Origin of the sequence: Pseudomonas fluorescens, from assembly GCF_001648775.1 — a bacterium.
GTDB lineage: Bacteria > Pseudomonadota > Gammaproteobacteria > Pseudomonadales > Pseudomonadaceae > Aquipseudomonas > Aquipseudomonas fluorescens_M.
The window spans coordinates 344,900-365,974 of the sequence record NZ_LVEJ01000003.1; the positions used below are offsets into that span (position 1 = coordinate 344,900).

Annotated in this window: 14 protein-coding genes; 13 read left to right on the forward strand and 1 reads right to left on the reverse strand. The window is 60.0% G+C overall.

What is annotated here, in order from left to right; all coding sequences use genetic code 11:
* Window positions 1-35: 35 nt before the first annotated feature.
* Complete coding sequence (locus A8O26_RS05960) at window positions 36-4,811, forward strand: RHS repeat-associated core domain-containing protein (protein ID WP_253756704.1); 4,776 nt, start codon at window positions 36-38, stop codon at window positions 4,809-4,811.
* 34 nt (window positions 4,812-4,845) lie between these two features.
* On the opposite strand, the gene queG is transcribed toward A8O26_RS05960, so the two are convergent.
* Entirely contained in the window at window positions 4,846-5,931 is a 1,086-nt protein-coding gene (queG, locus tag A8O26_RS05965; RefSeq protein ID WP_064117191.1) for a tRNA epoxyqueuosine(34) reductase QueG, read from the reverse strand.
* A gap of 63 nt (window positions 5,932-5,994) precedes the next feature.
* Between queG and A8O26_RS05970 the strand changes: the two genes are divergently transcribed.
* The 12 genes from A8O26_RS05970 (at window position 5,995) to A8O26_RS06025 (ending at window position 20,995) form a co-directional block, all read left to right on the forward strand.
* Complete coding sequence (locus tag A8O26_RS05970) at window positions 5,995-7,494, forward strand: bifunctional ADP-dependent NAD(P)H-hydrate dehydratase/NAD(P)H-hydrate epimerase (protein ID WP_064117192.1); 1,500 nt, start codon at window positions 5,995-5,997, stop codon at window positions 7,492-7,494.
* Window positions 7,482-7,952 (forward strand): tRNA (adenosine(37)-N6)-threonylcarbamoyltransferase complex ATPase subunit type 1 TsaE, encoded by a 471-nt coding sequence (gene tsaE, locus A8O26_RS05975; RefSeq protein WP_007915806.1) that lies wholly within the window; start codon window positions 7,482-7,484, stop codon window positions 7,950-7,952. The genes A8O26_RS05970 and tsaE overlap by 13 nt, the downstream gene beginning before the upstream one ends.
* Window positions 7,953-8,009: 57 nt before the next feature.
* Window positions 8,010-9,383 (forward strand): N-acetylmuramoyl-L-alanine amidase, encoded by a 1,374-nt coding sequence (locus A8O26_RS05980; protein ID WP_437339878.1) that lies wholly within the window; start codon window positions 8,010-8,012, stop codon window positions 9,381-9,383.
* A gap of 8 nt (window positions 9,384-9,391) precedes the next feature.
* On the forward strand, window positions 9,392-11,293 hold the full coding sequence (gene mutL, locus A8O26_RS05985) for a DNA mismatch repair endonuclease MutL (RefSeq protein ID WP_172828124.1): 1,902 nt from the start codon (window positions 9,392-9,394) through the stop codon (window positions 11,291-11,293).
* A complete protein-coding gene (gene miaA / locus A8O26_RS05990; RefSeq protein ID WP_064117195.1) occupies window positions 11,293-12,264 on the forward strand; it encodes a tRNA (adenosine(37)-N6)-dimethylallyltransferase MiaA in 972 nt (323 codons plus the stop codon). Before mutL ends, miaA begins: the two co-directional genes overlap by 1 nt.
* 95 nt (window positions 12,265-12,359) lie before the next feature.
* Window positions 12,360-12,620 (forward strand): RNA chaperone Hfq, encoded by a 261-nt coding sequence (hfq, locus tag A8O26_RS05995; protein ID WP_007902656.1) that lies wholly within the window; start codon window positions 12,360-12,362, stop codon window positions 12,618-12,620.
* A 12-nt stretch (window positions 12,621-12,632) separates the two neighbouring features.
* On the forward strand, window positions 12,633-13,934 hold the full coding sequence (hflX, locus tag A8O26_RS06000; RefSeq protein ID WP_064117196.1) for a ribosome rescue GTPase HflX: 1,302 nt from the start codon (window positions 12,633-12,635) through the stop codon (window positions 13,932-13,934).
* A gap of 96 nt (window positions 13,935-14,030) precedes the next feature.
* Complete coding sequence (hflK, locus tag A8O26_RS06005; protein WP_064117197.1) at window positions 14,031-15,206, forward strand: FtsH protease activity modulator HflK; 1,176 nt, start codon at window positions 14,031-14,033, stop codon at window positions 15,204-15,206.
* Window positions 15,206-16,075: a protease modulator HflC gene (hflC, locus tag A8O26_RS06010; protein ID WP_034151639.1), complete on the forward strand. Its 870-nt coding sequence runs from the start codon at window positions 15,206-15,208 to the stop codon at window positions 16,073-16,075. The genes hflK and hflC overlap by 1 nt, the downstream gene beginning before the upstream one ends.
* A gap of 313 nt (window positions 16,076-16,388) precedes the next feature.
* Window positions 16,389-17,576 (forward strand): ATP phosphoribosyltransferase regulatory subunit, encoded by a 1,188-nt coding sequence (locus tag A8O26_RS06015; RefSeq protein ID WP_064117198.1) that lies wholly within the window; start codon window positions 16,389-16,391, stop codon window positions 17,574-17,576.
* 54 nt (window positions 17,577-17,630) lie between these two features.
* Window positions 17,631-18,920, forward strand: coding sequence for an adenylosuccinate synthase (locus A8O26_RS06020; RefSeq protein WP_007915835.1), 1,290 nt, complete (start codon window positions 17,631-17,633; stop codon window positions 18,918-18,920).
* A 140-nt stretch (window positions 18,921-19,060) separates the two neighbouring features.
* A complete protein-coding gene (locus A8O26_RS06025; protein ID WP_064117312.1) occupies window positions 19,061-20,995 on the forward strand; it encodes a methyl-accepting chemotaxis protein in 1,935 nt (644 codons plus the stop codon).
* Window positions 20,996-21,075: the final 80 nt, after the last annotated feature.

Consider the following 21,075-nt stretch of genomic DNA (forward strand, 5'->3'; position numbering starts at 1 on the left):
GTGTGTTTTTTTCTGAAAGTGACAGGATGTTATCCATGGATAGTCAAACTTTTGATTCAGTGCGTTCCAATGCATTCAACTTCGGTGGCTTTGTCGCTGGTGGTGTTGATCCCCGTACAGGTATATATACCCTGGCATTGACACTCGGTGCCATTCGCTCTGCCGATCTCAACGGACCTTCATTTAATCTTGCCCTGGGCTTCAATCCGCTTAATACGCGTAACGCCGGCTATGGCACAGGGTGGTCGCTGTCGACCAGTCGTTATGACTTGCGCAGTAAAGTCATGACGTTGGCCAGCGGTGAGACCTATAAAGCCGCTGAAACAGCCAAAGCGCTGTTCTTCAAGGAAATGAAACTGGAGAGCGCCAAGGTCTTGAAAACAGGCATCGGGCGATATGAAGTGCGCTACAAGGATGGCCGGCGCGAAGAACTTGAAGTTTTTGGCGCCACGCAGATTGCCGTACCCATGAGGATCATCGCGGCGAACGGGGCAAGCATCGCCTTGAAATATGCCTTGTTCAATGAGCAACCCATGCTTGTGGAAATCAGCGATGCAAAAAGACAGTTGCTCAAAGTCAGCCGTACCGCTGGCCGGCTGACTTTGACCCAGAATCCCGATACGCCAGACAACGCTGAATTCTCGATGACCTTCAAGAATGATCGCGTCACCGCCATCGGCTTACCGGTGGGCAGGGGCTGGGATATTCAGTACGAAGTGATTGACGGCATCAGCTATGTGAAACGCGTGGAGTCGCCACTCGGCGCCGTGGAAAACATTCGCTACAAAAGGCTCGGGCACCTGCAACCTGTGCTGGGGGCAGTGCAAGGTCTGCCGTACGTGATAGCCCATGACATTTTCGCCAAGCAAGGCCAGCCGAAAGTCATCAAAACGTACACGTATTCGGATCGCAATTACCTGGGGCATGGTGTGCCGCCCGATTCCACTGATGACGGCGACCCTCTCTATCGGGCACCGGGGACGTATCAGTACAACTCCACTGAGAAGCTGATCGTGGGTGACAAGCTTCATACTCACACCAAGCGCACGTACAACAAGTTTCATCTGTTGGTCTCTGAAGTGACCACGTGCAATGACGCTATCGTTTCGGCTGCTACCGAGTATCACTGTAACGTCGCCAAGTCGTTTACTGAGCAGGTCGCTCAATTCCGGTTGCCCAAGTCTCAGACCCGCACTTACGAAAACAGCAAAACCAAGAACAAACGCACCGAGACGTCCACCACTGAATTCGATGCCGCTGGCAACCTGCTCAGGCAGGTAGAGAGCAATGGGGTGGTCACGCAGTTCGAATACTATCCAGACACAGCATCGGACGACTGCCCGAAAGATCCTTTAGGGTTTATCCGCTTTCTAAAACAGCGGACCGTGACCCCCGCGACGGGTGGCGGTGTCGCTACCATTACGCGCTATCGATATGCCTTGCATCCCGCCCTGGAGGGCGCGATGCAGGCCAATGTTGTACCGATCCAGGAGCGTTTTCTGGCGTTGGCCGACGGGATGGAAACGCTTTGTTCCCAGGTTGACCTGACCTATCTCGATACCCCCAAGGACCCTGTCAGGCACGGTTTGATGCAACAGCAAAGCGTCACTCGCAATGCCAAGACGACTCGCATTGATTACTCGTATGTACTCGACGGCACCCAACTGGTGCTGAAGAAAACGGTGCAGGGTTTTGATGGCACCACCAGCTCAAGCGAGCAAACGCTCTCGACTCTGAGCGGATTGCTGATGGCCGAGCGCGATGCCGATGACGGCGTGATCGAGTACCAGTACGACAAGCTTGGTCGGCGTCTGCGCAAGACACTCGCACCCGATACGGCGTACGCCTCCTCTACCCGCTGGAGCTATCAGGCGGCCATGGGTAATCAACCCGCAACAATGACCACAGCAGACTCGACCGGCGGCATGCAAATAGCCACGTTCGACGCGCTGGGACGCATTTTTGCGATTAAGGAAAAGGATTGCGACCACCCTGACCCGCAAGGCGAATGCCCGATGCGCAAAGCCTACAGCGCCCGCCATGATCAGAGCGGCCGGCCGGTTGAGGTCATCCACAGTGACTGGTGGGATGGCGTCGTGCGCGAGGTCAAGACGGAGTTTTCTTACGATAACTGGGGGCAGGTCAGCGAAACCCGTCACGGCGATGGACGCGTCGAGCACAGTGAGTTCGATCCGATCAGCCGCCAGCAGCAGCGTTGGCAGCAGGGCATGGGCAAGACGGTCACTGCCATCAATGCTTTCGGCAAGCCTGCGAGTACCGAGGTGTTTGATCTCAAGGGGCAGAGCCTGGGCAAATCCGTTTATGCGTATGACGGCCTGGGCCGAACCCTCAGCCAGACCGACCCGGCAGGCAATACCACACGCTATGAATACGATGTGTTCGACCGGATGGTGCGCAGTGTTCTGCCGGACGGTCATGCCGTTGAAACCACGTACGCTGCCCATAACACTGGCGAACTGCCCGTTGAAATCAAAGTGGCCGGGTTGCTATTGGGGCAACAGACGTTCGATGGTTTGAACCGTGTGACCGAGATGTCCGTGGGCGGGCGCAAGTCGGTCGTCAGTTACGAAGCCGGGCGTAGCGTGCCCAAATCTTCCACCGATGCCTCGGGCCAAAAGGTCGAGTTCGTCCATGCGCCCGAGCTGGGAGGATTGTTGACTGAGCGCAAAGCCGTGACCAAGGGCAAGGATGGCTTGACCAGCCGACTCACCTACGATGCCCTCAACGGCAAGACCAGGAGCTGCATCGAGCAAGGTCGTGAGCGTCATTTCGAGTATTTCCCCTCTGGACGCCTGAAGTCGGAAACCAGCCAATATGGCGAACAGCGCAAGACGGTTTCCCATACCTATTCTTTCGCCGGTCTGCCCCTGACCTACAGGGATGCACTGGGTACAAAGCATCAGGCTGAGTACGACACCTGGGGGCGTAGAACGTCGTTCAGGCAAGGTGCGGTGCAGGCGGGTTATTTCTATGACGAGCGCGGTCTGTTGGCGAAGATCGAAACACGTGACACGTCGACCAAGCGCCTGTTAACGACGCGTCTGACCTACGACGATATCGGGCGTGAAGCCAGCCGCAGTTTTGAAGTCATCGGTTTGCCCACCCAGACGCTGAGTTCCAGCTACACCGTGGCCGGCAAACTGGCGCAGAAGGTCTTGAAGCGCGGCGCTCTTGTGCTGCGCGATGAGCGCTTCACCTACGACGTGCGCGGGCGCCTTACGCAGTACGACTGCGAGGGCAGCCAACGACCACGGGACCCTTACGGCAAGGAGATCGTCCAGCAGGTATTTACCTTCGACGCGCTGGATAACATCCTGACACTGCAAACCACGTTTCCCCAAGGCGTCAATCTAACGACTTTCAGCTTTAGCGAAAGCGATCCGGCGCAGCTCATTGGCGTAGCGCACTCGCATGCCGACTATCCTGCGTCGGTTACGCTGGAATACGACGCCGACGGCCGGATGATCAAGGACGATCAGGCACGCAACCTGAGGTATGACGCCTTCGGTCGGCTGAGCCAGGTGAGTAATGCACGAGGTGAGGTGCTGCGCGGTTTTCACTACGACGGCTTTGATCGAATCGTCGAACTGTCGCAACCGCGCCTGGCCGATGCGCAGCGCTACTATCACAACTCAACCGTCAGCTGCGAAATCCGTGGTGACGACTCGCTCAGTGTGGTGCGTAACGGCGGATTAATACTGGGGCAACAACAACTCGGGGCAAACGCTGGCAGCCGGCTCTTCGGCACGGATCAACAGCAAACTGTGCTGACCCAACTCCACGGGGAGCAATGGCAAGCCAGTGCCTACAGCCCTTATGGGCATCGTCCTGCCGAAGGCGGGTTGTTCAGTCTGGCGGGTTTCAACGGCGAGCAAATGGATGCAGTCACCGGCCTGTACCTGCTCGGCAACGGTTACCGGGCTTACAGCCCGACCCTGATGCGCTTCACCAGTCCCGACAGCATGAGTCCGTTTGGTGCGGGCGGTTTGAACGCCTATGCCTACTGCCTGGGCGATCCGGTCAATCGCATTGACCCTACGGGACACATTTCCTGGCAGTCGATTGCGGGGATTGCGCTGGGTGTTCTCGGGGTGGTCGCCAGTATCGTAACCCTGGGGGCTGCTACGCCATTAGCCCTGATGGCCATGGGCTTGGGCATCGCTTCAGGCGTGACGGCCATAGGCAGCGAAGTCGCCTATGCGTATGACCCGCAATCCCAGGCAGGCGAAATATTGGGTTGGGTAAGCCTTGGGCTGGGTATTGCGTCGGCTGCTGCGGGAGCATTGGCGGTGCGGCAGGCCGTGGCGCAAACGCTGAGGCCGCGCCCCTACCTTGTGCACCTGGCTGACGAGCCACCGGTCAGGGTCGTTGAAAGGGAGTACGCGACGTTCGGCATGCCGTTCAAGAAGGAATACGTCAGGTCAGGCAAAGCGGGAGGGGCTGCCGCTCAGGCGGAGCCGCCAGCAAACTGGACGTTTATTGAAGACTTCGCCGGACACGAATACCTCGATCAGGGTGCGCGTGGCATAAAACAGCTTGCCAAGTACCGTGAGTACAAGGCAGAGATCCTTAATCACAATACCCATCCTCGAGAGGCCGCCAAGGTTTTCCCCGCGGGCCTGTACGAGAACTATCCCAACTACAAAAGCTTCAAGCCGACGGGTGAACACAAGGACTTCATGCATGCACACATGCGTTTAACGTTTGAACACCGTACTTTTTTCCTGGTGAATGACAACACCAAGCAAATTATCATCAAGCAAATCGGCGCCCACGATCCGCGCTGGTGATTCGCCGGGTGGTCGCGCCCGTACGTTGGCAATATCAGTGGCCCGGGTTTGGATCAGTGCGCGCCGAATGCTGACGCAACGCCCACTCGACATGCTCTCTGACCAACTCCGACGGATAATCGCGCCGCGCCTTCAACGCCTCCAGCACCGGAATCGTTGAAGGCGCATTGCCCAGCCCCACCGCCAGATTGCGCAACCAGCGCTCATAGCCCGCGCGCCGCAACGGCGAACCCTCCGTGCTGCTCAAGAACTTCTCTTCGTCCCACAAAAACAGCTCCGCCAGTTCGGCATTGTCGAGGTTGTGCCGTGGCTTGAAATCGCTTTCGCCGGAGGGTTTGGCAAAACGGTTCCATGGGCAGACGATCTGGCAATCGTCGCAGCCGAATACGCGGTTGCCGATCAGTGGGCGCAGGTCTTCGGGGATGGCGTTTTTCAGCTCGATGGTCAGATACGAGATGCAGCGTCGCGCGTCCAGCACATACGGGCCGACAAAGGCGTTGGTCGGGCAGATATCGAGACACGCCGTGCAGCGACCGCAATGTTCGCTGCTGTGCGGCTCGTCGACTGGCAACGGCAGATCAACGAACAATTCGCTGAGAAAGAAATAACTGCCGGCCTTGCGATTCAATACCAGGGTGTTTTTGCCGATCCAGCCCAGCCCGGCCTGTTCGGCGATGGCTTTTTCCAGCACCGGCGCGCTGTCGACAAACGCGCGGAATCCGAACGGGCCGATTTCGGACTGAATCTTGTCGGCCAACTGCTGCACACGTTTACGGATCAATTTGTGGTAATCGCGGCCCAAGGCATAACGCGACACGTAAGCTTTTTCCGGTTGCGCCAGCATTTGCGCCATTTGCGTGTCGCCGGGCAGGTAGTCCATGCGCAGCGAGACCACACGCAAAGTGCCCGGCACCAGCTCTTCGGGGTGCGAGCGTTTGCTGCCATGGGCGCCCATGTAGTCCATTTCGCCGTGGTAGCCGGCCTCGAGCCAGCGCGCCAGATGCTGCTCGTGTTCGGCGAGATCCAGACCGCTGATGCCGACTTGCTGAAAGCCCAGTTCGCGGCCCCAATCCTTGATCGATTGGGCGAGGGCGGGCAGGTCTGTGGTGATGGCGGACATGAGGCGAGAGAAACCGGAGCTGAGGTGCGTATAATTCTGCCAGACATCGGAGCCCGAAGACGCATGCCGCACACGAAAGATGAATTACCCGACGCGCTGTATGGCGCCGCACAGGTGCGCGAACTCGATGCACGGCTGATTGCCGCCGGCACGCCGGGCTTCGAATTGATGCAGCGCGCGGCCCATGCGACTTGGCGAGCGTTGGTCCGGCAATGGCCGTCGACAACAGAACTGACGGTGCTGGCCGGGCATGGCAACAATGCCGGTGACGGTTATCTGGTCGCGGCCATGGCGCAGCGGGCCGGGTGGCCAGTGCGTGTGCTGGCGGTCGGAGATCCGCTGCGATTGCAAGGTGATGCGGCGCTGGCCCATGCCGAGGCGTTGGCTGAAGGCGTTGCAGTACAGGGTTGGCAGGCTCATATCGAACTGCGCGGGGTCATTCTCGATGCATTGCTCGGCACGGGGTTGAGCGGTGATGTGCGCGAGCCTTACGTCTCGGCGATCAAGGCCATCAACGCCAGCGGTTTGCCGGTGGCAGCCGTCGATATCCCTTCGGGGCTGTGTGCCGACACCGGGCACGTGCTGGGTGTCGCCGTGCAGGCCGATCTGACGGTGACCTTCATCGGACTGAAACTCGGCCTGTTCACCGGGGACGCGGCGGATCACACCGGCGAATTGGTGTTTAACGATTTGCAGGCCAGCGCCGACATCTATCGTGACATTCCTGTCATCGCCCAACGGCTCAACACGGCTAACCTTCCGGGGTTGGCGGCGCGTGCAGCGACTTCGCACAAGGGCCGTTTCGGCCATGTGCTGCTGATCGGCGGCGATCATGGCTTTGGCGGGTCGATTCTGCTCAGCACCGAAACGGCCCTGCGCAGTGGCGCCGGCATGGTTTCGCTGGCAACACGGCCTGAGCACATCCCGGCGGCGCTGACGCGGGTGCCGGAAGCGATGGCGCTCGGCACCTCGTCGGCCAATCAGTTGATGGGCCTGCTGGAAAAAGTCTCGACACTGGTTGTCGGGCCAGGCCTCGGTCAGGCCGGTTGGGGGCGTGCGTTGTTGTCGGCGGCCGCCAACGCGGCATTGCCGCAAGTGTGGGACGCCGATGCGCTGAATCTGCTGGCGAGCGGCTTCGTGGCGTTGCCCAAGGATTGCGTGATCACCCCGCATCCGGGCGAAGCGGCGCGTTTGCTGGGGATCAGCACCGCTCAAGTGCAGGCGGATCGTCCGGCAGCGGCGCTGGCGTTGAGTAAAAAATATACAGCTGTCGTGGTGTTGAAGGGCGCGGGCAGTCTGATTGCGCATCCCGACGGCCGTCTGGCGTTGTGTCATCAGGGCCATCCGGCGATGGCCACCGCAGGTCTCGGCGACGTATTGGCCGGTTTGACCGGCGCGCTGCTGGCACAAGGCATGGACGGCTTCGCGGCTGCGTGTCTGGCGGTCTGGTTGCACGCCAATGCCGGTATGCAACAAGGGAAATTGGGCCGTGGGCTGGCGGCCAGTGATTTGATTCCAGCCATTCGTCAGTTGTTGGAGGAGCAAGCACCGTGTCTGAAGTAACCCTGTACCTGGCCGATGAACAGGCCATGAGCGACTTTGGCGCACGGATCGCCCGCGTGACCCAGGGCCATGGCCTGATTTTTCTCGAAGGCAACCTGGGGATGGGCAAAACCACGTTGTCGCGCGGGATCATTCGCGGGCTGGGCCATGTCGGCGCGGTAAAAAGTCCGACCTTCACCTTGGTCGAGCCCTACGAGATTGGTGACATCCGCGCCTTCCACTTCGACCTGTATCGCCTGGTCGATCCGGAAGAGCTGGAGTTTCTCGGCATCCGCGACTACTTCGAAGACGACGCGATGTGCCTGATCGAATGGCCCGATAAAGGTGCAGGCTTTTTGCCAAAGCCTGACCTGACCATTACCATTAGCCCGCAAGACAGCGGGCGTTCGCTGAAAATTTTATCCCAGGGCTCGCGTGGCGAGGCCTGGTGTGCCGCTTTGGCATTGGAATCCAATTAAATGATGGGGTTAGGTATGCGCTTTCGCGCGTTGGTGGCTGCCGCTGGACTGTTGTTGATGGCAGTAACCGTCAACGCTGTGGCCGATTCGAAGGTCAACAGCGTGCGCTTGTGGCGGGCGCCGGACAACACGCGACTGGTCTTCGACCTGAGCGGCCCGGTGCAGCACAGCGTGTTTACCCTGACCGCTCCGGACCGGCTGGTGATCGACATCAACGGCGCCACCCTCGGTGCACCGTTGAATGTGCAGACTGCGAACACGCCGATCACCGCAATGCGTTCGGCCCAACGCACGCCGACCGACCTGCGCGTGGTCATCGACCTGAAAAAAGCCGTCACCCCGAAAAGCTTCTCGCTGGCGCCGAACGCGCAGTACGGCAACCGTCTGGTGGTTGACCTGTTCGATAACCCGGCCGACGCCGCACCGCCGCCTGCGCCAACGCCGCAGGTCGCGACCGTGCCAGCGGTGCCGGTAACCCCGACCGAACCTGCAATCAAGTTGCCACCGGCCCCGGCCGGCAAGCGTGACATTGTTGTGGTGATCGACGCCGGCCACGGTGGCGAAGACCCGGGTGCGTCCGGCTCGCGCGGCCAGCGTGAGAAAGACGTGGTATTGCAGATTGCCCGCGAACTGCAGCGTCAGGTCAACGGCATGAAAGGCTTCCGCGCCGAACTGACCCGTACCGGCGACTACTTCATCCCGTTGCGCGGCCGTACCGAAATCGCCCGCAAGAAGGGCGCCGACCTGTTCGTCTCGATCCACGCCGATGCCGCGCCGTCTGCGGCAGCCTTCGGTGCCTCGGTGTTTGCCCTGTCTGATCGCGGTGCTACATCGGAGACCGCGCGTTGGCTGGCCGACAGCGAAAACCGTTCTGACCTGATCGGTGGTGCCGGCAACGTCAGCCTCGACGACAAAGACCGCATGCTCGCCGGCGTACTGCTTGACCTGTCGATGACGGCCTCGCTGACCTCCAGCCTCAACGTCGGCCAGAAGGTCCTGACCAACATCGGCCGCGTCACGCCGCTGCACAAACAGCGTGTGGAGCAGGCCGGGTTCATGGTGCTGAAGTCGCCGGACATTCCGTCGATCCTGGTCGAAACCGGCTTTATCTCCAACGCCAACGAGGCGAACAAGCTCTCGGCCTCGAGCCACCAGCAAGCGCTGGCGCGTTCGATCAGCAGCGGCGTGCGCCAGTTCTTCCAGCAGAACCCGCCACCGGGCACCTACATCGCCTGGCTGCGTGATTCCGGCAAGATCGCCCAAGGCCCGCGCGATCACCGCGTTGGTCCGGGCGAAACGCTGGCGATGATCGGCGTGCGCTATCAGGTGTCGCCGGCCACATTGCGCAGCGCGAATAATCTGAAAAGCGATGAGTTGAAAGTCGGTCAGCACCTGACCATTCCTGGCACCGAACTGGCGTCCAAAGAATGAACGAAGTGCTGAACGCTGCCGCCCGCATCGAGCTGCTCAGCCCACGGCTGGCGAACCAGATTGCCGCCGGTGAGGTGGTTGAACGCCCGGCCTCGGTGATCAAGGAGTTGCTGGAAAACAGCCTCGACTCCGGCGCCAAACGTATCGACGTCGACGTCGAGCAGGGCGGCGTCAAGCTGCTGCGCGTGCGCGACGATGGCAGCGGCATTTCTGCCGATGACCTGCCGCTGGCGCTTGCGCGTCACGCCACCAGCAAAATCCGTAACCTGGAAGACCTCGAGCAGGTGATGAGCCTTGGTTTCCGTGGTGAAGCACTGGCCTCGATCAGCTCCGTGGCGCGCCTGACCCTGACCTCACGCACTCGCGATGCCGATCAAGCGTGGCAAGTGGAAACCGAAGGCCGCGACATGGCGCCTCGGGTTCAGCCAGCCGCGCATCCGGTCGGCACCTCGGTGGAAGTTCGTGACCTGTTCTTCAACACGCCGGCGCGACGCAAATTCCTCAAGACCGAAAAAACCGAATTCGATCACCTGCAAGAAGTGATCAAACGTCTGGCGCTGGCGCGTTTCGACGTCGCGTTTCACCTGCGCCACAACGGCAAGACCATCCTCAGTCTGCACGAGGCCCACGATGATGCGGCCCGCGCCCGGCGTGTGGCGGCGATCTGCGGCTCGGGTTTCCTTGAGCAGGCGCTGCCGATCGAGATCGAGCGCAACGGTTTGCACCTGTGGGGCTGGGTCGGTCTGCCGACCTTCAACCGTAGCCAGGCGGATTTACAGTATTTCTTTGTGAACGGCCGCGCGGTGCGCGACAAACTGGTCGCCCATGCGGTGCGTCAGGCTTATCGCGACGTACTGTTCAACGGTCGTCACCCGACCTTTGCACTTTTTTTCGAGGTCGATCCGGCTGCCGTCGACGTCAACGTGCACCCGACCAAACACGAAGTGCGCTTCCGTGACGGGCGCATGGTGCATGACTTCCTTTATGGCACGCTGCACCGCGCGCTGGGTGATGTGCGACCGGAAGATCAGCTTGCCGGGTCAGTCACCACCGCCATCGTCCGGCCCAGCGGCCTCGATGCCGGGGAATTCGGTCCGCAGGGCGAAATGCGTCTGGCGGCCAATGCGCTGCTCGAGCAACCGCAAGCGCAACCGGCGTTCAATACCTCGTCCGGTGCCAGTGCTGGCGGCGCTTATCAGTATCAATACACACCGCGCCCGCAATCGGCGGTGCCGCCGGCCGCTGAGGCACAAGCCGCGTATCGCGAGTTCTTCGCGCCGCTGCCTGAGGCCAATGCCAACGCATTGCCGGCCGGGCAGGAAGATATTCCGCCGCTGGGCTATGCACTGGCGCAGCTCAAGGGCATCTACATCCTGTCCGAGAACGCGCAAGGGCTGGTGCTGGTGGACATGCACGCTGCTCATGAGCGGATCATGTATGAACGCTTGAAAATCGCCATGGCCAGCGAAGGCCTCAGTGGTCAGCCGTTGTTGGTGCCAGAGTCCCTGGCCGTGAGCCAGCGCGAGGCCGATTGCGCTGAAGAACACGCGGCATGGTTCCAGCGTCTGGGCTTCGAATTGCAGCGTCTGGGCCCGGAAACCCTGGCAATCCGCCAGATTCCGGCGCTGTTGAAGCAAGCTGAAGCCAACCGTCTGGTCGGCGATGTGCTGTCGGACCTGATGGAATACGGCACCAGCGACCGGATTCAAGCACATCTGAACGAATTGCTCGGCACCATGGCCTGCCACGGCGCGATCCGCGCCAACCGGCGCCTGGCCTTGCCGGAAATGAACGGCCTGCTGCGTGACATGGAAAACACCGAGCGCAGCGGTCAATGCAACCATGGCCGACCGACCTGGACCCAACTGGGCCTGGACGATCTGGACAAACTGTTCCTGCGCGGTCGTTGATGAGCCAGCTCCCTCCAGCGATTTTCCTGATGGGCCCGACCGCTGCGGGCAAGACCGACCTGGCCATCGAACTGACCAAGGTGCTGCCGTGCGAGTTGATCAGTGTCGATTCGGCGCTGGTCTATCGCGGCATGGACATTGGCACCGCCAAGCCTTCGAAAGAACTGCTGGCCGAATATCCGCACCGTTTGATCGATATCCTCGATCCGGCCGAAGCCTATTCCGCTGCGGATTTTCGCCGTGACGCCTTGCAAGCCATGGCTGAAATCACCGCACGCGGAAAAATTCCGCTGCTGGTCGGCGGCACAATGCTCTATTACAAGGCTTTGGTTGATGGCCTGGCCGATATGCCAGCGGCGGATCCCGAGGTTCGCGCGCAAATCGAAGAAGAGGCTCAACGCCTTGGCTGGCAAGCCCTGCACGACCAATTGGCGGTCATCGATCCGGTGTCGGCGGCGCGGATTCATCCGAACGATCCGCAGCGCCTGAGTCGCGCGCTGGAGGTTTATCGGGTCAGTGGTCAGAGCATGACCGAACTGCGCCAGCAACAATCTGCGCAAAGTACTGAAGCAGCCGCTTCTGGACTGCAACAATTGCCCTATACTGTCGCGAACTTGGCCATTGCCCCGGCAAATCGTCAGGTATTGCACGAGCGCATTAAACAAAGATTCACAAATATGTTGGAACAGGGATTCATCGACGAGGTCGTAGCCCTGCGTAAAAGAAGTGACCTGCATGCCGGGTTGCCGTCTATACGTGCAGTAGGTTACCGCCAAGTCTGGGACTACCTGGATGGCAAGCTGACGTTGGCCGAAATGCAGGAGCGCGGCATCATCGCCACGCGCCAATTGGCCAAACGCCAGTTCACCTGGCTGCGCAGCTGGGAAGATATACACTGGCTGGACAGTCTTGATTGCGACAATCTGCCACGCGCCTTGAAATACCTTGGGACCATCTCCATATTGAGCTGAGTCCTTGCAATTGCCGTCTATCCTTGGGGGTGTGACGGCCAAAGCCATCTGAATTACCTATTTTTTATTATTGAATCCTTAAAGGAGTGCGGCACATGTCAAAAGGGCATTCGCTACAAGACCCTTACTTGAATACTTTACGTAAAGAGAAAGTTGGGGTTTCCATCTACCTGGTCAACGGTATCAAACTGCAAGGCACGATCGAGTCGTTCGACCAGTTCGTGATCCTGCTGAAAAACACCGTAAGCCAGATGGTTTACAAACACGCTATCTCGACAGTGGTGCCGGTTCGTCCAATTCGTCTGCCTAGCGCAACCGAATCCGAAGCAGGTGACGCTGAGCCAGGTAACGCCTGATAGGAGTCTCCTTTGTTCTTTGAGCGCCACGGTGGTGGTGAACGAGTGATCCTCGTTCACTTGGATGGACAGGACCCTGAGGCGCGCGAAGATCCGCAGGAGTTTCAGGAATTGGCTAATTCGGCCGGCGCCGAGACCGTTGCGTTTTTTAACGTGCCGCGTCATCGGCCAACCGCCAAATACCTGATTGGCAGCGGCAAGGTCGAGGAGCTGCGCGACCTGGTCAAGGCTGAAGAAGCCGATCTGGTGATTTTCAATCACATCCTCACGCCCAGTCAGGAACGTAACCTCGAACGTGTTTTCGAGTGTCGCGTGATCGATCGTACCGGGCTGATTCTCGATATTTTCGCCCAACGCGCGCGTACCCATGAAGGCAAGCTCCAGGTTGAACTGGCCCAGCTTGATCACATGAGCACCCGGCTGGTTCGCGGCTGGACTCACCTTGAACGTCAGGGTGGCGGTATCGGCATGCGCGGTCCAGGTGAAACCCAACTGGAAACCGACCGCCGTCTGCTGCGGGTGCGCCTGCGCCAGATCAAGGGCCGTCTGGAGAAAGTGCGCAGCCAGCGCGAGCAATCGCGACGTGGCCGCTCCCGTGCAGATATTCCTACCGTTTCTCTGGTGGGATACACCAACGCCGGCAAGTCCACACTCTTCAACAACGTGACCAAATCCGACGTCTACGCGGCCGACCAACTGTTCGCCACGCTGGATCCGACCCTGCGTCGTCTGGATCTGGACGACCTCGGGCCGATTGTCCTGGCCGACACGGTGGGCTTCATTCGTCACTTGCCGCACAAGCTGGTCGAGGCATTTCGGTCTACCCTCGAAGAGTCGGCCAACTCGGACCTGCTGTTGCACGTGATCGATGCGGCTGAGCCGGATCGCATGTTGCAGATCGAGCAAGTGATGGTGGTGCTGGGCGAGATCGGTGCCCAGGACTTGCCGATACTCGAGGTCTATAACAAACTCGATTTGCTTGAAGGCGTTGAGCCACAAATCCAGCGCGACGAAAACGGCAGGCCCCAGCGGGTCTGGTTGTCGGCGCGCGATGGCAGTGGTCTGGAATTGCTTGAGCAAGCCATTGCCGAGTTGCTCGGCGGTGATTTGTTCATCGGTACCTTGCGCTTGCCGCAACGATTCGCGCGACTGCGTGCGCAGTTTTTCGAACTCGGTGCGGTGCAGAAAGAAGAACACGACGAAGAAGGCATCAGTTTGCTCGCCGTTCGTTTGCCCCGGGTCGAGCTGAATCGACTGGTAAGCCGCGAAGGATTGCAGCCGATGGAATTCATCGAGCAACACACTTTGCAATAAAAGCCTGAAAAAGCGGTTGTGCCGTAACAGCAGGCATTCTGTAGCATTGGTCGGCGCGCCGTGGGTGCGTCTTTGCTTTATCAGATGGAGAGCGCTATGGCTTGGAATGAGCCGGGTGGCAACTCGAATAATCAGGATCCTTGGGGTGGCAAGCGCCGCAATAACGGCGACCGCAAGGGGCCACCGGATCTCGACGAGGCCTTCCGAAAGCTGCAGGAAAGCCTGAACGGGTTGTTCGGTGGTGGTAAGAAACGCGGTGGTGATGACGGCGGTGGTTCGGGCAGGAGTGGTGGCGGCTTCGGCGGTCTGCTCGGCATCGGCCTCGTTGTGCTGGCGGCTGTCTGGCTGTACAGCGCGGTCTACGTGGTCGACGAGCAGGAGCAAGCCGTGGTGCTGCGCTTCGGCAAGTACTACGAAACCGTCGGCCCGGGCCTGAACATCTACTTCCCGCCGATCGATAAAAAGTACATGGAAAACGTAACGCGTGAGCGTGCGTACACCAAGCAGGGCCAGATGCTGACCGAAGACGAGAACATCGTCGAAGTGCCGCTGACCGTGCAGTACAAGATCAGCAACCTGCAGGACTTCGTGCTGAACGTCGATCAGCCGGAAATCAGCCTGCAGCACGCGACCGACAGCGCCTTGCGCCATGTGGTGGGTTCCACCGCGATGGACCAGGTGCTGACCGAAGGTCGTGAATTGATGGCCAGCGAAATCAAGGAGCGTCTGCAACGCTTCCTCGATACCTATCGCACCGGTATCACCGTCACTCAGGTCAACGTACAGAGCGCAGCGGCACCGCGTGAAGTGCAGGAAGCCTTCGATGACGTGATCCGCGCCCGTGAAGACGAGCAGCGTTCGCGCAACCAGGCTGAAACCTACGCCAACGGCGTCGTGCCGGAAGCCCGTGGTCAGGCCCAGCGCATCCTTGAAGATGCCAACGGTTACCGTGACGAAACGGTTTCGCGCGCCAAGGGTGAGGCTGATCGCTTTACCAAACTGGTCGCCGAGTACCGCAAGGCACCTGAGGTTACCCGTCAGCGTCTGTATCTGGACACCATGCAGGAAGTCTTCAGCAGCACCAGCAAGGTACTCGTGACCGGCAACAAGAACGGCCAGAGCAACCTGCTTTACCTGCCGTTGGACAAAATGATTCAGAACAGTTCGGGCAGCAATGCACCGGTCACCGGTTCGGCTGCCGCCAGCAACAATACGGACGTCACGCCGCATGTCACTGACCTGCCGCAGTCGCGTACAAGGGAGACCCGCTGATGAGCAATAAATCGCTGATCGCCCTGATCGTTGGCGTCGTTGTGGTCCTGGTGGGCTGGAATTGCTTCTACATCGTCGCTCAGACCGAGCGTGCGGTGCTGCTGCAATTCGGTCGTGTGGTTCAGGCCGATGTTCAGCCGGGTCTGCATGTGAAAGTGCCTTACGTTAACCAGGTGCGTAAATTTGACGCACGCCTGATGACGCTGGATGCACCGACGCAGCGCTTCCTGACTCTGGAAAAGAAAGCCGTGATGGTCGATGCCTACGCCAAGTGGCGCGTGAAAGATGCCGAGCGCTTCTACACCGCAACTTCCGGTCTCAAGCAAATCGCCGACGAGCGTCTGTCCCGTCGTCTGGAATCCGGTCTGCGTGACCAGTTCGGTAAGCGCACTCTGCACGAAGTGGTGTCGGGTGAGCGTGACGCACTGATGGCTGACATCACTGCTTCGCTGAACAAGATGGCGGAAAAAGAGCTGGGTATCGAAGTCGTCGATGTCCGGGTCAAGGCCATCGATCTGCCGAAAGAAGTGAATCGCAGCGTGTTCGAACGTATGAGCACCGAGCGTGAGCGTGAAGCTCGCGAGCACCGTGCCAAGGGTAACGAGCTGGCCGAAGGCATCCGTGCCGACGCCGATCGTCAACGCCGCGTGCTGCTGGCTGAAGCCTATCGTGAATCGGAAGAGGTTCGCGGTGACGGTGATGCTCAGGCCGCAGCGATCTACTCCAAGGCCTACGGCCAGGATCAGGAGTTCTACGGTTTCTACCGTAGCCTGCGCGCCTACCGTGAAAGCTTCGCGAACAAATCCGACGTCCTGGTCCTCGACCCAAGCAGCGACTTCTTCCGTTACCTGGAAAAGTCCAAGCCTTGATACGACGTTGACCTGAATCATTCCGCCCGGCGGCTAAAACCTCGGGCGGGGTGATCCTTTGGGAAAACGTGTGTATGATGCGGCAGCCGGGAAATTCCCGGCTTTTTTGCGTCTGCACGTTTGATTGCTGTTTTTTGTTGCAGGCATCGGGTTGAATGGCCCGAGAGTATTTCGAGGAAAGTGATGGGCGAAGCCGGTAACAGGCCTTTCGCCGCGTCGTTCATGCGCGTGCGTTTTGAACGGATCGGTCATTTTCTGCTTCACTCAAGGCTCGCCCGCAGGCTGGCCGCCCGGATCAAAGGGGAATGGCGTAATGGCAACGGTAGACCGCTGGCTGCTGCCAGATGGCATCGAAGAAGTACTGCCACCGGAAGCGGCGCGCATTGAAGTCGCGCGTCGTCAGGTGTTGGATCTGTTCCAGAGCTGGGGTTACGAGTTTGTCGTGACTCCCCATATCGAGTACCTGGAATCCCTGCTGACCGGCGCGGGCCAGGACCTGGATCTGCGTACCTTCAAGGTCATCGACCCGCAGTCGGGCCGGCAGATGGGTTTCCGTGCCGACATCACGCCGCAAGTGGCGCGCATCGATGCGCACACCCTGCGTCGCGAAGGCCCGAGCCGTCTGTGCTACGCCGGCAGCGTGCTGCACGCCCAACCGCGTGCCCTGTCGTCCTCGCGCAGCCCGATCCAGTTGGGCGCCGAGTTGTACGGCGACGCCAGCCCGAGCAGCGACGTTGAAGTAATCAGCCTGATGCTGGCCATGTTGCAACTGGCCGATGTGCCGGATGTGCACATGGATCTCGGTCATGTCGGCATCTACCGGGGGCTGGCGCGTGCCGCCGGTCTGTCCGGTGAAGTCGAGCAGCAGTTGTTCGACGCGCTGCAACGCAAGGCCATCGACGAGGTCATTACCTTGACCGAAGGCTTGCCGGCAGACTTGTCCGGCATGCTGCGCGCGCTGGTTGATCTGTGTGGCGGCCGTGAAGTATTGAGCGCTGCCCGCGAGCGTCTGGCCAATGCGCCGGTGCCGGTTTTGGCGGCACTGGAAGACTTGCTGGCGATCGCCGAGCGTCTGTCGGCGCGCTTTCCGGAGCTGCCGTTGTACTTCGATCTGGGCGAGTTGCGTGGCTACCACTACCACACCGGTGTGGTGTTCGCGGTGTTCGTACCGGGCGTTGGCCAGTCCATCGCTCAGGGCGGTCGTTACGACGACATTGGCGCTGATTTTGGTCGCGCGCGTCCGGCGACTGGCTTTTCCACCGATTTGAAAACCCTGGTGACCCTGGGGCGTGCTGAGATCGAGCTACCGTCTGGCGGTATCTGGATGCCTGACAGTACGGATGCGGCACTCTGGCAGCAGGTTTGCCAGTTGCGCAGTGAGGGTCAGCGTGTCGTTCAGGCGTTGCCTGGACAACCTTTGGCCGCCGCCCGTGATGCGGACTGCGACCGGCAATTGATTCAGCAGAACGGGCTTTGGCAAGTATCGCCACTGGCTTCTTGAGTTTTCCTGCCGGCCATCGCCGGCACCAAGTTTGCGCGAATGAGGACAAGTGTTATGGGTAAGAATGTCGTAGTCCTGGGCACCCAATGGGGTGATGAGGGCAAAGGCAAGATCGTTGATCTGCTGACCGAACATGCTGCCGCCGTAGTGCGCTACCAAGGTGGCCACAACGCTGGCCACACGCTGGTGATCGACGGCGAAAAAACCGTCCTGCACCTGATCCCGTCGGGCGTGCTGCGCGAAGGCGTGCAGTGCCTGATCGGCAACGGCGTGGTGGTTGCACCTGACGCCCTGCTGCGCGAGATCACCAAGCTGGAAGAGAAAGGCGTACCGGTGCGCGAGCGTCTGCGTATCAGCCCGTCCTGCCCGCTGATCCTGTCCTTCCACGTGGCGCTGGACCAGGCCCGTGAAAAGGCCCGTGGCGAGCTGAAGATCGGTACTACCGGTCGCGGCATCGGCCCGGCTTACGAAGACAAGGTTGCGCGTCGTGGCCTGCGTGTTGGCGACCTGCTGAACATGCCGCGTTTCGAAGACAAGCTGCGTGAACTGGTGGATTACCACAACTTCATGCTGGTCGGTTACTACAAAGAGCCGGCCATCGAGTTCGAAAAGACCCTGGCCGAGTGCAAGGAATACGCTGAGCTGCTCAAGCCGCTGATGCTCGACGTCACCGCTGAGCTGCACGACCTGCGTCGCGCCGGCAAAGACATCATGTTCGAAGGCGCCCAGGGTTCGTTGCTCGACATCGACCACGGCACCTACCCGTACGTGACCAGCTCCAACACTACCGCTGGTGGCGTGGCTACCGGTTCGGGCGTTGGCCCGATGTTCCTCGACTACATCCTGGGCATCACCAAGGCTTACACCACTCGCGTCGGGTCGGGCCCGTTCCCGACTGAGCTGTTCGACGACGTCGGTGCACACCTGGCCAAGCAAGGTCACGAGTTCGGTGCGACCACCGGCCGTGCCCGTCGTTGCGGCTGGTTCGACGCGGTTATCCTGCGTCGCGCGATCGATGTGAACAGCATCTCGGGCATCTGCCTGACCAAGCTGGACGTACTCGACGGTCTGGAAACCATCAACATTTGCGTCGGCTATAAAGATGCCGAAGGCAATGCCGTTGCGCCGACCGACGCTGACAGCTACGTAGGCCTGCAGCCTGTGTACGAAGAAGTGCCGGGCTGGACCGAATCGACCGTGGGCGCGAAAACCCTGGAAGAGCTGCCAGCTAACGCTCGTGCCTACATCAAACGCGTTGAAGAGTTGATCGGCGCGCCGATCGACATTATTTCGACGGGCCCGGACCGCAACGAAACCATCGTTCTGCGTCATCCGTTTGCTTGATAAGTCGTTGATGTAAAAACACAAAGGCCCCTTAATCGGGGCCTTTGTCGTTTATGCCTGTTGGACGGCATGACCTTTGCTGTGAATCTGTCTACAAGAGTGCCATCAAATTAATGGCGTCAGAAGTAGAGGTATTCACAGTGTCGGCCGTTCTCTCACTGTTACAAAGCCGTTTGTTGCGCCCGGTATTCGTTACCCTTGGTATCGCCCTTTTGGTGCAGGTGTTGGTGGCCGTTGCCCTGACGCGGAGCACCGTCACGGCGCTGGAAGCTGATTTGGCGGTGCGCCTCGGTGCTGACAGCCAGAAACTCTCCGGTGAGCTGGAGCAGGCCGGGCGTGAGGTCACCTCGAGCCTCGACGCCTTGTCTGCCAGCACCCGTCAGCGGCTTACCGCCGGCCTGTCTTCACGCCTCAAAGAAGAGCAGGCGCAACTGCGTACGACGCTGGAAAAGGATCTCAAGGACTCGGCCAATGACATGGCCCAGTTGCTGGCTTCCGTCGCACCACGCGCCATGTGGGACAGCGACGTGCCGACTCTGTCCGAGTTCGCCCGGCGTGCCCAGCGCAATCCCAATGTGTTGTTTGTGGTGTATGACGACGCCACTGGCCAGCATCTGACCCGTTACCTCAACCGCGAAAACCCGATCAACAAGGCCTTGCTGGAAAAAGGTCAGGGCGAGCGTGCGCTGGATAAAGTGCTGGATGCGGCGAAGAACGATCCCTCGGTCTACTACCTCGAAGCGTCGATCAACCCTAATGGCGTGGAAATCGGCAAGGTGCTGATGGGTGTTTCCACGGCTTCGGTGGAAACCGATCTGGCCGCGCTCGACAAGCGCTTCCTGGCGCTGATCGCCAGCAGTGATCAGTTGGTCGGCGATAGCCTCAAAGGCGCCGCAGCGGACAGCGCCAAGGCCATGCAAACTCGTCTGCAATCGGCACAGTCGACCGCTACCGAGATGAAAGCCAATACCGCCAATACCGTTCAAGAAGCGGCCGCCACCCTGCGCTGGCGGATCGGTATGGGTTTGGCGCTGGTCGGTTGCGGCGTGCTGCTGTTGCTGGCAGTCGTGCTCGGCCATCGCGTGGTCAATCGCCTGAAGATGCTCAACGCAGCAATGGATGATCTGGCGGCGGGCGAGGGCGACCTGACCAAGCGTGTGCAGATCAACAGCAAGGACGAAATCGGCGACATGGCCTCGGCGGTCAATCGCTTTGTCGATAAGTTGCAGCCGATCGTGCGCGAAGCGGGCGATGTCGCGCAGCGTACCGGCGTGGAAATTGGCGCGATGACCTTGCGTAATGCCGGTGCCGATGCGGCCGCCGGCATGCAGCGTGATGAAGTCGCTGAGAGCCTGCGCGCACTGTCGCAAATGGCCGATGAGGCGCAATCGGAAAGCCATGCGATGCAAGCGGCGTTGAAGCAGGTGGTGGATATTCGCCAGGCCACTGATGAAAATACCCGCACCTCTGCCAGGGTCGGCAGCCTGATCGAAGCGCTGGCGGGGCAGGTCGATACCGGGGCGAAAGTCATTGAGCGGCTGGCGCAGCAAAGCGAGCAGATTGAAGTGGTATTGACGGTGATTCACGGGATTGCCGAGCAGACCAACCTGCTGGCGCTCAACGCGGCTATCGAAGCGGCGCGTGCTGGTGAGACCGGGCGTGGGTTTGCCGTGGTGGCCGACGAAGTGCGTGCACTGGCGAGCAAGACACAAAGCTCCACCGGCGACATTCAGGCGCACATTGTCGCATTGCAACAGGGCGCGCGTGAGGCGGTTGAGGCGATCGGTCAGGCCGGGCGTCAGGCTAGCGAAGGCTTGCTGGTGTTGCGTGACAGTGCGCGCTTACAACAATCGGTGCAGGCTTCGGTTGAGCAAGTGCATGCAGCGATTGGTCTGGCAACGCAGGCGGCTGCGCATCAGGCGCAAGGTGCGCAGGCCGTGCGCGGGCGGGTCGAGACGATTCATGCGCAGGCCGAGAAAGCGGCGCAGGCGGTGGTGGAGACTACGGCGAGTGGCAAGGTGCTGGATGGTTTGGCTGCGCAGTTGAAGGCGAGCCTGGGACAGTTCAGGGCTTGAGGTTGTCTGGGCAGGCCTCTTCGCGAGCAGGCTCGCTCCCACATTAGATCGCGTTCCTCTGATGGGATTCGGTCAAAATG